The organism is Edaphobacter sp. FHG110511_03, assembly GCF_059115365.1.
Genome location: NZ_JBZYWL010000005.1, coordinates 287642 through 303550, shown reverse-complemented (window position 1 = coordinate 303550; position 15909 = coordinate 287642). Strand labels below are relative to the sequence as shown.

The following is a 15909-nucleotide window of genomic DNA, read 5'->3' as shown; positions in this document are numbered from 1 at the left end:
CCCGGGCCTTCTGTGAGAGAGTGCTGCCTGTGTTTTTACGGATTTAGAAGGGACCTCCATAACCCAGCATCGTCATCAGGCCGCCGTTTTGCCAGACGCTTTCCGGAACGTTTTTGATGATGTCCCGGAAGACGAGATGCGCGATCTCCGATTTGATCTGTTCGGACCTTAACGAGTTGGGATCGAGCGGTGATCCGGGGAGAGGTTGTGCCAGCTCATTGGGAATGAGGTTCTGCACTAATTGCTCGTATCCCTGCTCTGCCCGGGGATCGTTCGGCCTGTTGTTCAGCTCCAATTCACCGAGCCTTGTTGCGTGATCGTAAAACTCTTTTTGAACGCTTGAGGGTTCGATGGTTGTGCTGGCGGGTTTCCAGTTTGAATAGATGCCCAGCTTGGTGTCATCGGTCTTCAGGCCAATGATGTTGGTGGGAGCGCTATTGAAGTTGAAGAAGTCTGGGGCAATCTCATCCGTAGAGAAGAGAACGTAGTCACGTCCGGAAGCCCAGCGCGACTTGAGCATGGAATACATGTCGTGGCGATTGCCGTAGATCTGGCCGTTGATGCCCTGCAGCCAGGTTGTGTCGCCCTTGTAGCCGAGGGTGACGAACATTCGCAGAAGATCGACCGAGGAGCATAGACCTTTGCGAATGACGTTGGTGTCGCCGGTGAAGCGCCCGCTGGGATCCATGACGATGAGTGGGATGTGCATGCACTCTTCGTACACGGTGCCTAGCTTTCCCTGGAGCAGGCCATGGGCTCCGCTGTATTCGCCATGATCTGAGGCGAAGATGACGATGGTGTTATCGATGACGCTCTGTGGAGCTTTGCTGAGTTGATCGAGAACAGCGCCGACCTGGTCGTCGAGAACCTTGGTGATCTGGGCGTAACTGTCGAGTCCTCGCTGCCAGTAATAGAAAGGAGCTCTGCCGATCCCGTAACCGGTGTCGTTGTTGCCGTAGGGCACGACACGGAAGCCGAGCTGAAGAGTATTGTCTGTCGTGCCTCCCCAGACCAACTGCTGGAAGTCACGAATGAAGGTTTGTGTGGTGGGTTTCTTCTGGGCCTTCCAGATTGCCGGTGTCTCCCAGTTGGGCGGGAGGAAGGGGAATCCAAAAGAGGGCGGAGACTTCAGCTTGTCCTGGTCCCAGGGGACTTGAGGCCCGCTGACGGAGTAATCGACGTTTTGTTTCAGACCCTGCGGGTTGAGGCGTGGGTTGGCGAAGACGTTGGTCATGGTCTGGAATTCGGTTCCGGCGGGGAAGAACTCGCGATCATGAGGATTGACGAATCCCACGGTGAGACACCAGGGAGCATCGTTTGGCTTGACCGTCTTGAGATAGTTGACGGCCTGATTCGCAGTGTAGGCGTCGTTGTGATAAGGCGGAGTTGCGCTGTCGTCGCCGTAGGTTCCCTGCAGGTTACTGCCGGTGGGATCGGGGTAGCTGTTCCATTGAAAGCCATACTGGGCGAGGTTATCCGTGTTGGTGGGAACAGAGACATGCCACTTGCCGAAGTAGGGCGTCTTGTATCCGGCCACCTGTAAGAGTTTTCCGTAAGTTGGGAAGGCGGGATTGAGTACGGGCACATTCGGGGTGTTGAGGATGGTGGTGACCATCCAGTTCTGATGGGTGTAGAGACCAGAGATGATAGTGCTGCGGGCTGGTGTGCAGGCGTCGGCAGCTGTGTAGTATCCGCCGAACTTGACACCTTTCTTCCAGATGCCCTTATAGAGGTTGGGCATGAATCGCTTGAAGTATCCTTCGGCATTATTGATTCCCTTGGGGAAGACCGAGGGCCAGCGCAGCTCGTCGACGAGGATGAAGAGGATATTGGGTTGAGGGCCCGGCTCGGCCACATTTTTGGCAAAGCCGAGTCGGCTGGCCATGCTGGCACCAGCAACGGCGGCAGTAGATTTCAAGAAGTCTCTGCGTTTCATCGTCTGTTCTCCAGGAAAATTTGATTGGCACACGAAACCACTCGGCATCTAGGAGAAGATCCGTGTGTACAACACCTGAGTTTGGGCCGCACGAATACCTGAGAGGGTTTCGGTGTGATTCAGGCGCCGACGGGAAAGCTCAAAAGGGCACGAAGGCGTCAAGACTGATTCTGGTCAGTGTCGGCGCATCGCAATGCGACGATCACCCAAAACGGGGCCTATTACGTCGGGTGTAGGAGGTCTTGTGGCCGAAGAAAGAACTGGACCCTGAGCCTGAGGGCCTGCCGCTAAAGACACGGGTCTCATCGCGGGGATATTCGGCGCAATCGTATGCCCTGCGTAGGGTGCCGTCAATTCAAACTTTCAAAAAAAGACGGCTTTGGCTACAACGTCCGAAGAAGAGAGGGCTGTTATTCCGTTCCTTTGTCCGGAGGCGGAGGGATCGTGATATCGATTGGGGTAACCGATTCACCGAGTGCGTTGAGGGGTGGCTTGATCTCGGATGGGTTGCCTACGACAACGATGCCGAGCTTGGACTGATCGACATATTTGTTGGCGACGCGGGAGATGTCAGCGGAGGTGACCTTTTCGATGCCGGTCTTGTACTTCTCGAGGAAGTCCGAAGGGTAGCCGTAAAAGGCGAGGTTGACCTGTTCTCCGAGGATCTTCTCAGGCGAGTCGTAGTGGAAGATGAAGGAGTTCAGGAGCTGGTCCTTCGCTTTCGCCAGCTCGGAGGCTGTTGGAGGGACCGTCTTGAGGCGTTCTACCTCGTCGAGCATGGCCTTTGTAGCGGCAACGGTGGATGCGCTCTTGGTGCCTGCGATGACGTAGAAGATTCCAGGATGGTCATAGGAGGCTCCGAAGCTGCCGTCGACCGAGTAAGCGAGGCCGAGTTTGGTGCGGACGTTCTGGACGACGCGCGAGCCGAAGCCCCCGGAGAAGATCTCGTTCATGACGCTGAGGGCGTAATAGTCGGGGTTGGAGCGTTCGGTCCCGAGGCCGACGATGAGGACGTTGGATTGGTTGACATCCTCTTTTTCAGCAAAACGGACACCGGGTTTGGGATCGGTGAAGGTGAACTTTTCCTGGGCCATGACCTGGCCGCGGGGGAGCGGCTCGAAGGCAGCGCGTAGCTTGCGTTCCATGTCGGCGGAGTTGAAGTCGCCGGAGACGGAGACGATCATGCCGTTGGGCGTGACTGTGCGGTCATGCCAGGCTTTCAAGTCGTCGAGGGTGACGGCGGCGACAGTAGCGTATTCGGGCTGGCGCGCGAAGGGACTCTCGGGGCCATAGACCAGCTTGACGGCCTCGCGAATGGCAATGCCGCTTGCGTCGTCGTTGCGCCGGGAGATGCCGGTATCGATCTGACGCTTGGCGAGAGCGAGCTTGTCAGCTTTAAAGGCGGGATGAAGGAGAAGGTCGATTGCCGAGGCGAAGACGGAGTCGAAGTCTCCCTTGAGGCTGGACCAGCGAAGCGAGGTGTTGGCGCTGCCGCCTGAGGTTTCGATGCGGGCAGCTTTGGATTCCAGCTGATCGTCGAGCTTGTCGCCATCCACGGTTGCGGTGCCGCTGGTGCGCCAGGCCTGGCCATATTGGGAGACGAGACTGACTTTATCGGCGGGCTCGTCCCGACTCCCTCCGCGGATGAGAATGCTGCCATTGATGAAGGGAAGCTCGTGGTCTTCCTGGAGAAAGATAACGAGACCGTTGGCGAGCTCGATGCGTTTCGGCTGCTGAGGCTTGAACTCGTGAAGCGGCGGGATGGGGATCTTCTTCCATGCCTGCGCGGGTGCGGCGGTGGAGGTGGCGGGCTTTGTCGGGGTAGCAGTCGCCTGAGCGTGTGAGTGGGACGGCAGAAGCGTGGTGGCGAGAATGGTGGCGGTGGCTGCCAGCGTCAAGCGATATTGGTTCATAGAACTCTTCACTCCCCACCTTCCTGGGTCTTTACGGGTTTCTTTGGCGCAACGAACTCGATACGCGTACTGGTGCGGTTGCTATCGACGAAGATTTTATTGGAGACGCGGCGGATGTCGGCCTTGGTGACGGCGTTGATCTTGTCGAGCTCGCGGAAGAGCTGACGCCAGTCTCCGTAGCGAATCTGGTATTCGGCGAGCTGGTGGGCGAGACCGTCATTGTCGGCCAGCCCGCGGAGAAGATCGGCTCGGGCGCGGGTCTTAAAGCGCTCGAGTTCCTCGTCGGAGACGTCTTCGGTCTTCAGGCGGTCGAGCTCCTTGTGAATGGCTGTTCGCATCTCTTCGGGCGTGTGACCGGGAAGGGGAACGGCATAGACGGCGAAGAGGCCGGGGAACTTGTAGCCGGGAAAGCCGGAGAAGCCTTCGCCTTCGGCAGCGATCTTCTGATCGCGAACGAGGGAACGATACAGCCGCGCGGTGCGACCGTTGGAAAAGATGTCGGTGATGGCGTCGTAAACGGAATCGTCAGGATCGCGGTAGTCGGGACGGTGATAGCCCTCGAGGTAGAAGGGTTGGGTGGCTTCGCGGATGACTACGGATTTTTCGGCGAACTGCGGCGGCTCGATCGTGGTCATCGGAGTTGGCTTGGGACCGGCAGGAATCTTCGAGAAGTAGCGCTCGAGGACAGGCATGACCTGGGATGTCTTGAGGTCGCCTACGACGGCAATGACCATATTGGAAGGGACGTAGTATTTCTTGTGGAAGGCTTCGGCCTCGGTGGCGGTGACCTGTGAGATCTCGCTCTCCCAGCCGACGCCGCTGCGCCCGTAAGAATGGGCCACGTAAGCGGTGGCGAGGAACTGTTCGACCATGCGGCCGATGGGACTGGAGTCGATGCGCATGCGGCGCTCTTCCTGAACGACGTCTCGCTCTTTGTAGAACTCGCGCTGGACGGGATGTCCGATGCGCTGGCTCTCAAGATAAGCCCAGAGCTCGAGGCGATTGGAGGGCATGGACCAGAAGTATTGGGTGGAGTCCTCGGCGGTGGAGGCGTTGATGCCGACGGCGCCATTTTGCTCGGCGATTTCGGAGAACTGATTGGGGATGACGTACTTCTGCGCCGCGTCCTGGGCGTCTTCGAAGGCTTTCTTGAGCTGCGCGAGCTTTGCCGCATCCTGGCCTACGCGCTTGCGGTATTCGTCATCGTAGGCGGCGTAGGCAGTTTCGACCTTTGCGAGGGCGGCTTTTTCGGCGGGATAGTTGGAGGTGCCGATCTCGGTGGAGCCCTTGAAGGCCATGTGCTCGAACATGTGCGCGAGGCCGCTTGCGCCCTGAGGATCGTCGGCGGAGCCCGCATCGACGAGGGTGTAGAAGCTGAAGACGGGCGCTTCGGGACGTTCGCAGACGATGAGAGTAAGGCCATTGGGCAGCACCTTGACGGTGGTGCGCTTCTCGAAGCTGGCGAGATCCTGCGAGCGCGCGACGCCAAGGAGAGCGAAGCCGAGGGTAAACGTTGTGAGCACACGCCGAACAGACACGCGAACTACCTCCAAACTACAGCCGAAAGTCTTACTATACCGAAGCCCTTGGGGCGGGTCTTTCGTTGGACGCAGAGAAACAGAGATGGTTCGGGGGTCCGGGTTAAAAAGAAAACTCCCGGGAGCGAGTTTCTTCGCTCCCGGGAGAGGTGGGGATGGGTTAGAAGAGGATGCGAGCGCCTACCTGAAGCTGGCGCATGGGAAACAAGGAACTGTTCGTGGTGATTGTTCCTGCCGTCGCATTGTTAAGTGAGACATTTGCGCCAGGATCGCCGCCGATTCTCAGGTTGGCAATATTCAAGACATTTGTTGCTTCGACTCTGCCTTGCAGTTGAATGCCCTCCCAGAGCTTGAAGTTGCGGAAGACGGCTGCATTGAGATTCTTAGCGCCAGGTCCTGAGTAGTTATTCCGTTTGGTGTTGCCATCCGACCCGCCAGGTCCTATTCCAAGGCAGGAGCCTGCCGAGTAGCCGCAGAATGCTGCGGTGTTGAAGTACTTCGAACCCAAGTCGTGAGTAAAGGGGGCGGTTCTGAAGGGTTGGCCCGGGACGATGCTTGAACGGTCGTTCGTCTGCCCGTCGAAGTTGTTATCCGTGCCGGTCTGAATCGTGAATGGGGTACCGCTTTGGAAGACCACAATTCCCGAGACGGTCCAGCCATTCAAGAGAGACCGCGTCAGCAATCCATGATTGGCGAAGTAATTCGGCTGCCACACGATCGAAGTCTGCGAACGATGCCGGATGTCCGTGTCGCTCCGACCGTATTCCTGCCCAAGTTGGTTGAAGTCCTGTGCGCCCGTTGTGACGGATCCACTGTTATTGACCTGGGCGCTGCTCATCGTCCTTGACCAGACGTAGAATCCTTTGACGCTTACACCATGTCCCATGCGCTTTTCGAAGTCCACCTGGAGACCGTGATAGTTAGCTGTCTGCTTCGACTGGATCTGATTTACCGTTGTCAACGTTTGTGGGTCTGTGCCGCCTTGTGGGCCAAAGGGCCGTCGCGTGTTCTGATCGCCTGATTTTGCAGTTGGCGACCAGATGGGGTAGTTAATGTCGGGAGCAAACGGCGCATTGTGGGTTAGCGTACTGACGTAGCTGACCGTCATGGCAAAGTCACGTGTGAACTGCTGCTGGACCGACAGGTTGAACTGGTAGGTGTAGGGCCACTGGTAATTCGGATCGATGCCTTCGAGTGCAGCAGAGGGAAGGAATCGGGCATTACTTGGGCTGTAGACGTAGGGGTAAGGATTACCGCTGGGGAAGCTGCGTTTGTCCGAGTAGATATCTGTCAGCGAAGTAATGTTCGAGTAGCTGTTGCGTACGGCAAAGGGCAGGAAGTTCGACATGCCGTTCCACTCATTGCCGGCTACGCTGCCGTAGAAGATACCCGCAGCACCGCGAATCGCAGTGTGACCATCGCCATAGGGATCCCATGCAAAACCAACGCGTGGGGAGACATGATGATAACGGGTCGCAACGATGCCACGCGGCAAGGTTCCTCCGTTGTAGGCGTCCCCAGGGAAGAGCAGTCCGGTCGGGGCGCTGGGGATGAAAGTGGATTTAGCTCCGGGAATGAACGTAGCCACACGGTTCTGGGGATCTGTCGGAGTCGGCTGCACGTCCCAGCGAATCCCCGCATTCAAGGTAAAGTTTGGCTTGACTTTGAAGTCGTCCTGGAGAAAGAAGCCATAGAACCACATGTTGTCGATTGCGGTTACAGGTGCATCTTGATTCATCGATCGCGGGAGACCCAGAATAAAGTCCACCAGGCCATTCTGCACGCTGGTCGGCGCTCCGCTTCCGGCGATGGCACGTGAACCGTCGAAGCTGAAGACGCCGTAGTTATTGAGCAAAGTCTGCTGGATGTCCTTATTGAGCGAGGCTTCCGCGCCGAATGATACAGCGTGCTTGCCCTTATTCCAGCTATACACGTCACGCAACGAGTAAAAGTTCGTTCCAGCCTTTGGTCCTGCAATCGACTGGCTCGCAGTGAAATAACCGCTGACAGTGATCTGAGGAAGAGAAGGTGTGCCCTGTGCCGCGAACGATGAACCTAAGTCACCCAGAGAGGTGCCAGGTGTATTCAGGCGGCCAGCCAGCATTCGCGTGTAGTTAACCCAGATTTGATTGATCTTCGTGGGGCTGATTGTCCAGGTATGGCTTACGTTCGCATTCTGCTGCCGCCAGTTATAGTTCTGTTGCGACCAGAGGATGTTGCCTCCCGGGCTCTGCTGCTGGATGCCGCTGGTATTGAAATACGCTGCTGTAATCCGCTGATTTTCCGTGAGGTTGTGGTCGATTTTGACGAGGAATTCATCCGTGTTCATCACGGAAGGAGAGTACCCAGACCAGCGGTTGAACTGACCCGTCGATTGGTTTGTGGTGTTGGGAAGGGGGATGTATTGTTTGAGGATGTTTTGAACTGTGGGGTCCAGCGGGGTGTTAATGACGTTGTTGGCGAAAGGCTTCTTCGTTACCGGGTTGCACGCGATGAACCTGCCCGCTGCCTTGTCCGCTGCTGAGATCGTCGCTCCGCATCCATAATTGGCGGGAAGATTCGAGGGTAAATCCGCGCTAAAGTCACCCGTGCGTTCCGCTGCTGTGGCAACAGTGGCGCCATTCAGGAACGAGGGTGTCGATTGACGGAGCCCGGCATAGGTTCCGAAGAAGAAGGTTTTATCGTGAAGGATTGGACCGCCTAAGGTGGCTCCAAACTGATTGCGATGGTAAGAACTCTTCGACGTTGCGTTCCAGGGTTTGGCGTTCAGGCGATCGTTGCGAAGAAATTCAAAGACCGATCCATGCACTCTATTCGTACCCGATTTGGTAACTACGTTCACCAATCCAGCGGACATACGCCCATAAAGAGCGTTGTAGTTGTTGGTTTGAACATTGAACTCCTGAAGAGCGTCGGGGTTCGGCAGGATGTTTCCTGTGTTCCGCAGACTGGTCATGTTCAGTCCGCCATCCAAGTAATAGCTCACGGAGCCGACGAAGTTGTCTGTGCCGCCATTGATATACACAACCTGCTGCGGATAGCCGAGTACATTGGCGTTTGTGTTGGACTGAACGCCAGCTGTCAGGCTGAGCAATTGATAAACGTCCCGGTTTACCAGAGGCAGATTATCCACCTCGGTGTTGTCAATTACGCGTCCAAGGCTGGACGCGCTGGATTGAACCAGGCTTGGCTGATCGGTTACGGTGACGGTCTCAGTAGCGTCGCCGAGCGAGAGGGTGATGTCGTTGGTGAGCTGATCATTCAGATTCAGCGTGATGTTGGTCTGCGAATAGGCTTTGAAGCCTTGCGCATCGACCTTGAGTTCATAGTGTCCGATGGGAAGAAACTCAAGCCGATACGTTCCATCCGCGTTGGTTGAACTCGAGCGGGTAAAGTGGGTTTCAACATTTGTCGTGGTGACACGCGCTCCAGGGATAACCGCTCCCGTGGAATCAGACACAGCGCCGAGGATGGTTGCTGTGGTCAGTTGTGCGGATGCGCTCGGGATCAGGAAAATCACCGCCGAGGCGACCAACAGCAGCTTCTGACCAAGAGAATTCAGGCGTTCGTACATGGATGAGCCTCCAAAAATGGTCCAAATCAATCGTTTGTCTTATGCCAATGCATTTGTAAGAGCTATTTTTTTGAGGGACCGGCTGAAAGATAGTTCGTGGAGTGAACAATTGTCAATGGTCTTCTCTCCCATAAAGAGAAAAGTCTTGAATCAGGGGACCAAATTGGAACTGAAGGAGCCGGGTTTCTTCCTTCTCAACCGATCAGGCAGAAGGCATCCGCGATGCCCTTGGAACTGACTCCTACGGTGGTCTGACCTGCTTTCGCGCGCCTCAGGCTGATCTCGGCGCGGCCGATGCAGAGCTCGACGACACGGGAGCCTGTCGGAGTGCCCAGGTTGTCAATCAGCACGTCGTTCCCAGCTGCGGTGAACCTTACGCGGTTGCGGGCATCGAGGCAGAGGACGCCCTGAGCGTCATACAGTTTTGCCTCGACGGTGACCTTATCTGCGTCACGCCGCGATTCCGTGAGCTTCAGGGTCGCCGGAGCTCCCCAGGTTTTGGTCTGGTAAAGGAATTCGATCTCATCGTTAGCGGTTACGGAATTTTTGTGGGCGACGACGCGGAGTTTGTTCGTGCCTTCGACAAATGGGACCATCCAGCGCAGACCCGCGGCGGGAAAGTTCTGGCTGTTGCGTTTACGGATTCCGACGGAGACGCCATTGAGGAAGAGCTCGGCGGTGTCGCAGTTGGAGTAGACCTTAACCATCTTCTGTTCTCCTGCGGCTCCCCAGCGGACCGGCCAGGAATGACCGTAGATATGCACCATTGGGAGGTCAGTCCAGTACGACTGGAAGACGTAGTAGGCCTCTTTCTTCTGCATGTCGCGGGTGATGAGTCCCTTCTGATTGACCCGGGGAACGGGATTTTCCACGCGAAGCGGTGTCGTGAAGTCTTTGAAGACCCACTGGGCGGAGCCAGTGAACCAGGGCAGGGTCTCCTGCACCTTCAGGTGCCAGTCGAAGAGGTTGCAGGCATAGGTCTCCGACCAGTCTCCGTCCTTGGAGACGCGGGCTTCGCCGCCTGCGTTGAGGTAGGCGAGACCGCGCTCGTCGGTTCCACGGCCGGTGGCGATCTGGGCGAGGGCCTTGTCGGGATTTTCGGAGTGACGGCCGGAATGGCTGTCGGCTCCCCATTCGGCGTGGAAGAGATGCTTGACGCGCTCGCGCTGGGTCTCGAGGGATTTCTGGTACTCGGGATAGGTTCCGCTGTACCAGCCTGCCCAGATGGAGGGCGAGTAGACGTCGGGAATGTCGCGGGCGAAGTCGCATCGGCGAATGGTGGTCATGCGCGAGGGATCGAGCTGGTGGGAGAGGTCGCGAAGCTCGGTCAGGTAGGCGCGGATCTTCTGCTGGTCGACCTCGGGATATTCCGTAGGCCAGTCGTTTTCATTGCCGAGTCCCCAGAGCAGGATGCTTGGGTGGTTGTAGTGCTGCGCGACCATGTTGCGCAGAGTACGGCGGCCCATCTCCTGGAAGACTTCGTTGCCGATGCCGCCGCGGCACCAGGGAATCTCTTCCCAGACGAGGATGCCGAGGTGATCGCAGAGCTCGAGGACGCGCCGCGACTGCTGGTAATGGGCGAGGCGAATGAAGTTCGCACCCATCTCTTTAATGAGGCGCATCTCCTGCTCGATGAGATCGTCGGGCATGGCTGCGGCGTAACCAGCGTGATCTTCGTGACGATGCGTTCCGCGGAGAAGGAGGCGTTCTCCGTTGAGCTTGAAGGGGCCGTGATCGACCCATTCGGTGTGGCGAATCCCAAAGGTCTCGTTCGCCGTGTACTCTCCGCTGGAAGTGGTAAACGTGATGCGGCACTGGTAGAGAGCCGGGCTGGCGGGACTCCAGAGCTGGGGGGTACGCAGGGTAAAGCTGGTCAGCGGCTTGGCTTCCGTCCATGGTGGGAGAGCCTGTTTTTTCTGGTAGACAGAGGCGCCTTTTGCGTCGCGAACGTCAATTGCCAGAGTGACGGGATCGTTGGTATTGGAAGGATTGTAGAGCGAGGCTGCGATCTCGATCTGTGCGGGAGATTCTGGTGTGTTTATGCTGGTCTTTACGTGGACGGTCTCGAGTGAGACGGCGGGAACGTAGACGAGATTGACGTGCCGGTACAGGCCTCCATAGAGCGTGAAGTCGCTAAGATCCGAGGGCATCCGGTCCAGGTCGCGCGAGTTGTCGCAGAGGATAGCAATGGGAACTCCACTCGGTTGTTTTTCCTTGCTTCCGGCATCCGCGGGAGGGGGCGAAGGAAGCTTGCGGATGGCATCGGTGATGTCGAAAACAAACTCATCGTAGCCACCGGTATGCCTGCCGACGAGGGTGTCTCCTACATAGACAGCAGTTGTTTGACCGGCTCCTTCAAAGTGGAGCAGGGTGCGACCGTTCGGGTAAGGATTTGCAAGGACAACGTGGGTGCGATACCAGCCATTGCCTCGGTACGCGGGCGTGTCAGGGTCGCAGCCGTCATAGGCATTGAAGCAATGTGGCATCGCAATCGATTGCCAGGTGGCGATCTCTTTGCTGTGCCAGACCTCCCATAGCCCCCCAAGCGGCTCGCGAACGAACTCCCATCCGGAGGAGAGGCGCACGGAGGTTGGTGATGGAACATCGGAGACACCTGCCAGGCGAGCGAGGGAGGCTCCAAGCGCGGAGTTAGAAAGAAGCGAGAGAGATGCAGCGGTAGACGCGCTGGTTTTCAGAAACTGTCGGCGGGTCGGCATGGTTAAACGTTCACTCCAGCGCATGTGTTTACATCACTTCCAAGCAGGGAGGGCCTGGACGGGAAGCATCGTTTGAAACATATAATTCAAACTATCTACAAAATGTCGCGCTGTCAGTGATATAAAGACTCGTCGCTCGAGATGTCAAGAGAAGCGAAGCGAGACGAAAAAAGAAGCAATTTGAGCTTGCGAAAATATTTACCTGCACAGTTGCAGTTCTTCGTGTTTTTAATGAGAAAGCCCAGATGCCGACACCTCCGACACATTCGTTCACCTTCACACGAAAACAGAGCGCATCGAACAAGACACCGCGCCAGATCAATCGCAATCTTGTTTTCAACCTTATCCGCACACGGCAGCCGATCTCGCGTGCTGACCTGGCCCGAGTCTCCGGCCTACAGCGAAGCACTATCTCTCTTATCGTGGAAGACCTGATTCGGGAGCGCTGGGTGCTTGAGGGATCAACGGGAAGGCTCCCTCGAGGACGTCGTCCGACGTTTCTGGAATTGAATCATCAGCGAGCCGTGATCGCGTTGGATATTCATCCTTCCCAAACAACGGTCGCGGTTACGGACCTGGGAGGAAGGATCGTCGCGCAGAATGTGGTCGCTCTGCCGAGCGATCCGAATAAAGCGATCGCTCCGATTGTTGCCGCCATACGAAAGCTGATGACCGATCATGCGGACAAGTCGTTTGATGGAATCGGCATCAGTCTCCCCGGGCGCGCAGATCCGCAGTTGAAAAAACCGATCTTCGCTCCGAATGTGAGATGGTCGATGCAGAGTATTCAGTCGAAGATCCATCGCGCGACCGGCCTGCGCGTGGAGATGGAAAATGTTGCGAATGCCTGCGCGCTCTCGGAGGTATGGTTTGGCGACAGTGATGGATTGAATGATCTGGTCGTCGTGAACGTATCGGAAGGCATCGGGACAGGCATCTTCTCCAACGGCCGTCTGCTTCGCGGAGCGAACGGGATGGCCGGTGAGTTCGGGCATGTCGAGATGGAGCATGACGGCCATCCGTGCGGGTGCGGAGGCCGTGGATGCTGGGAGACTGTCGCCTCCAACCGTGCCGGCCTGCGCTACTATCACGAGATCAGCGGTCGAAACGCATCCAGCTTTTCGGCTTTGGTAAAGATGGCGCAGACCGATGATCGCAATGCCATCAAGGCCCTGGAAAAGATGTCGGGCTTCCTTGGCCGCGGGTTACGAATGATCGCTTCAGCACTAGCTCCAAGCGAGATTATTATCGTCGGCGACATCACAAGCGCCTGGCATCTGTTTGGCCCTAAGATCGAAGCCGAGCTCAGGCAAAATGCCTTCTCCAAAGCCCCCAAGCTACGTCCCTCGTTTGAGGGGAACACCGCCCGGTTACGCAGTGCAGTCGCACTTGTGATGAACCAGGGTCTCAACTGAACTGAAAGGAAATCTGTCTCTCTTATGTCGATTGCTGAACTTCGATCGTCGCGTCCATCCTGGTTTGATTTGTCTGTCGCCCGTCGGGCCGGTGCTATTGGCCTGATTGCTTTGAGCGCGTTGGCCACCACTAGCACCTGTAGCTTCGCACAGGCTGCGCCCGCTGCTGCCAGCAAGCCCGTGCCGGATTCCAAGGCTTCAGGCGATGCTCCGGACGATCCCGGGCCACTGGCCACGGATCTCTCTTCCGAGTTGAAGCCAAAAGCAATTCAGGCTGTTGCCGAAAAGGTCGCAGCCTGGCAGGTAAAAGCCGCCGAGCCGACGTTCAACCGGCTGTGGACCTATGCGGCACTCTATGACGGGCTGCTGGCCGCGTCAAAGACCACCGGCGATCCGGCATTTCGTAACGCCGTTCTCAAGTACTCCGAGGAGGAGAAGTGGCAGCTGATCGATAACCGCTTTCCGCACGCCGACGATCAGGCCCTCGGTAAGGCTTACATGGATCTCTATCTCGGCGATCCGAAGAATGCCCGCAAGCCGGAGCGCATGGCAAACACAAAAGAGATCATGGATCGTCTGGTGGTTCGCCCCGACGATCCTGCCAAGCTGCTGTGGTGGTGGTGCGATGCGCTGTATATGGCTCCTCCGGTCTTATCGCGGATGTATCTTGCGACGGGCGATAAGAAGTACCTCGATTACATGGATCATGAGTGGTGGCTTACCTCGAAGACCCTCTACAACCAACAGGATCATCTTTACTTCCGCGACGAACGTTACCTTACGCAGAAGCAGGCCAACGGTAAAAATCTCTACTGGTCGCGTGGCAACGGGTGGGTGATGGGCGGTCTGGTGAAGGTGCTTGAGATTATGCCGAAGAACTATCCGGCACGAGCGAAGTACGTCGAGCAGTTCCGGCAGATGGCGGAAGAGGTGAAATCGATCCAGGGCAAAGATGGCCTGTGGCGCTCGGGCCTGCTCGACCCGGATGCATATGACCTGCCCGAGGTCTCGGGATCAGCGTTCTTCACGTATGCCATTGCCTATGGAATCAACGAACATATCCTCGATCGCAAGACCTATTTTCCAGTCGTCGAAAAATCGTGGAAGGGAATGCTCGAACACGTCTATGCCGATGGCCGGCTGGGGTCGATCCAACCTGTCGATGGACAGCCGGGCAAGTTCAAACCCTCATCCAGCCATGTATACGGCGTGGGAGGATTTCTGATGGCGGCTTACGAGATGAATCGTCTCGCGGGCGGCAAGCACTAGATAAGCGCTTCTTCTCGTATGTACACCGCCGCTGGAAGATCTCAGCGGCGGTGTACTTTTTAATTCACTAAGCTTGCGAGACCCAGAGCAGGGGCTGGCGGATTGGGAAGTTGCGAATCACCTCAGGCACGGCGGGGTCAGGATTCAGCCGCCTCCATACGGTGATGTAATCCGGCTTGTCGTAGGCCAGGCCGGAGAAGAGCAGGGCTGGATTACGTACCGGGAAGTCGTCCCAATGTTCGACATCATGCGCGTAGGGCCATTTCGTCTTGTCGTCGATGAAAGGGAACATGAACTCCATCATCTTCTGGAGGCCCCGTCCGTCTGGCGTAGAGAATGTCCAGAGGTTGTCCTGAGTGCTGGAGATGCTCTGGGCCAGTCCGCAGAGGACGTCCATGTTGAAGAGAGAGTAGCTATACGGCTTGGTGCGAGCTAACTCCAGGGGAAGGCTTCCATCCGGAGCGATCTGGTGGGGAACGAGGGTTGTGCGGAAGCGATCCCGACACCATTGCATGACTTCGAGGTTACCGGTGAAGCGGGCGAACTCACCGGCCTGCAGGACCCAGCAGGTTCCATGGTTGTTGTCGGCGTCGCGCTCCTCCTGGCCGTTCTTTGAGGTGCGCATCCATTCGAGGTAGTCGGTGAACCAACGGCGAATCTCGCCTCCGGATCGTAGCGCGCTGGCTTTATCCAGCAAGGTGGCAGCCCGAGCCACCTCAACCAGGTGCAGCGTGTCGATGACACCAATGCCGCGCCCTTTGTTTACGCCAAAGATAGCCTGGGCATACTGCAGGTTCGGGCTCATCTTTGTCGCGGGATTTACGAACCACGCATCCAGATGGCGCGCCGCATGATCAGAGTATTTCTTCTGCCGGCTGAGCAGCCATGCCGCAGTCAGAGCGGGAACAATGAGGCTGAGCCGCACCATCGCTTCACGATGCGCATTGAAGTTTTCGGGGTTGCTGAATCCATCGCGACGAATATAGGGGCCGCCCGGGTTCTTCGGGTCGGGCCACCAATAGTCTCCTTCGGAGTAAAAATCGTTTGGACCGCCAGGGCTGCGATCGGAGTGGGACGCCGTTACTGTTATGGGTTTTTCGGAGAGATATCGGTTGGCCGCTGCGAGAATTCGCTCGTGATCTGTTGCTCCGACCAGCGAGTAGCCTCCTTTCATAGGAGCAGACCAGAGGTTTCGGCTGGAAGCTCCGGCAATGACGCTCCCGGTTAGTACGCAGAACTCTCTTCTTGAAAGTCTCTTCATCTTCACAATCCCATGGCTTTTTAGGGGCGTAAGCAACCTCCTGCCGGGAGGTCGCGCTTCTCGCTAATCTTTCAGTGCCCGATAGATCAGCCCCAGAAGCAGCGATGTAAGGACTACCCACGCGAACTGGTACCAGTAAAAGAACGGAAAGCCCCACAATACCGGTGTACTACGCGCGTAAAGCTGCGGAAAGCAAAGCGCAAGGTAGGGTATTGCCAGAAGAATCCATAGAATAGGGCTTTTCTTTTTCCCTGAAGCGGAACTATTGCCGGAATTGTGCATGGTT

At 56.9% G+C, this 15909-nt stretch carries 9 protein-coding genes; 2 read left to right on the top strand and 7 right to left on the bottom strand.

Annotated features, from left to right (window positions below; translation table 11 throughout):
• Window positions 1-43: 43 nt before the first annotated feature.
• The 5 genes from AC5S26_RS21060 to AC5S26_RS21040 all read right to left on the bottom strand — a co-directional run bounded on the left by AC5S26_RS21060 (window position 44) and on the right by AC5S26_RS21040 (window position 11678).
• Window positions 44-1936: a sulfatase-like hydrolase/transferase gene (locus AC5S26_RS21060; RefSeq protein WP_494186908.1), complete on the bottom strand. Its 1893-nt coding sequence runs from the start codon at window positions 1934-1936 to the stop codon at window positions 44-46.
• Between the two features lie 410 nt (window positions 1937-2346).
• Window positions 2347-3849 carry a M16 family metallopeptidase gene (locus AC5S26_RS21055; RefSeq protein WP_494186907.1) on the bottom strand — a complete coding sequence of 501 codons (1503 nt, stop codon included), beginning with the start codon at window positions 3847-3849 and terminating at the stop codon, window positions 2347-2349.
• A gap of 8 nt (window positions 3850-3857) precedes the next feature.
• Entirely contained in the window at window positions 3858-5387 is a 1530-nt protein-coding gene (locus AC5S26_RS21050) for a M16 family metallopeptidase (protein WP_494186906.1), read from the bottom strand.
• A 160-nt stretch (window positions 5388-5547) separates the two neighbouring features.
• Entirely contained in the window at window positions 5548-8961 is a 3414-nt protein-coding gene (locus AC5S26_RS21045) for a TonB-dependent receptor (protein ID WP_494186905.1), read from the bottom strand.
• 194 nt (window positions 8962-9155) lie between these two features.
• Window positions 9156-11678 carry a glycoside hydrolase family 2 protein gene (locus AC5S26_RS21040; protein WP_494186904.1) on the bottom strand — a complete coding sequence of 841 codons (2523 nt, stop codon included), beginning with the start codon at window positions 11676-11678 and terminating at the stop codon, window positions 9156-9158.
• Between the two features lie 245 nt (window positions 11679-11923).
• Between AC5S26_RS21040 and AC5S26_RS21035 the strand changes: the two genes are divergently transcribed.
• Both AC5S26_RS21035 and AC5S26_RS21030 read left to right on the top strand, forming a co-directional pair.
• Window positions 11924-13093: an ROK family protein gene (locus tag AC5S26_RS21035; protein ID WP_494186903.1), complete on the top strand. Its 1170-nt coding sequence runs from the start codon at window positions 11924-11926 to the stop codon at window positions 13091-13093.
• Window positions 13094-13117: 24 nt separating this feature from the next.
• Window positions 13118-14362: a glycoside hydrolase family 88/105 protein gene (locus AC5S26_RS21030; RefSeq protein WP_494186902.1), complete on the top strand. Its 1245-nt coding sequence runs from the start codon at window positions 13118-13120 to the stop codon at window positions 14360-14362.
• A 67-nt stretch (window positions 14363-14429) separates the two neighbouring features.
• On the opposite strand, the gene AC5S26_RS21025 is transcribed toward AC5S26_RS21030, so the two are convergent.
• Window positions 14430-15623, bottom strand: a complete 1194-nt coding sequence (locus tag AC5S26_RS21025; protein ID WP_494186901.1) for an alginate lyase family protein — start codon at window positions 15621-15623, stop codon at window positions 14430-14432.
• 63 nt (window positions 15624-15686) lie between these two features.
• Entirely contained in the window at window positions 15687-15905 is a 219-nt protein-coding gene (locus AC5S26_RS21020) for a DUF3311 domain-containing protein (protein WP_494186900.1), read from the bottom strand.
• Window positions 15906-15909 lie beyond the last annotated feature (4 nt).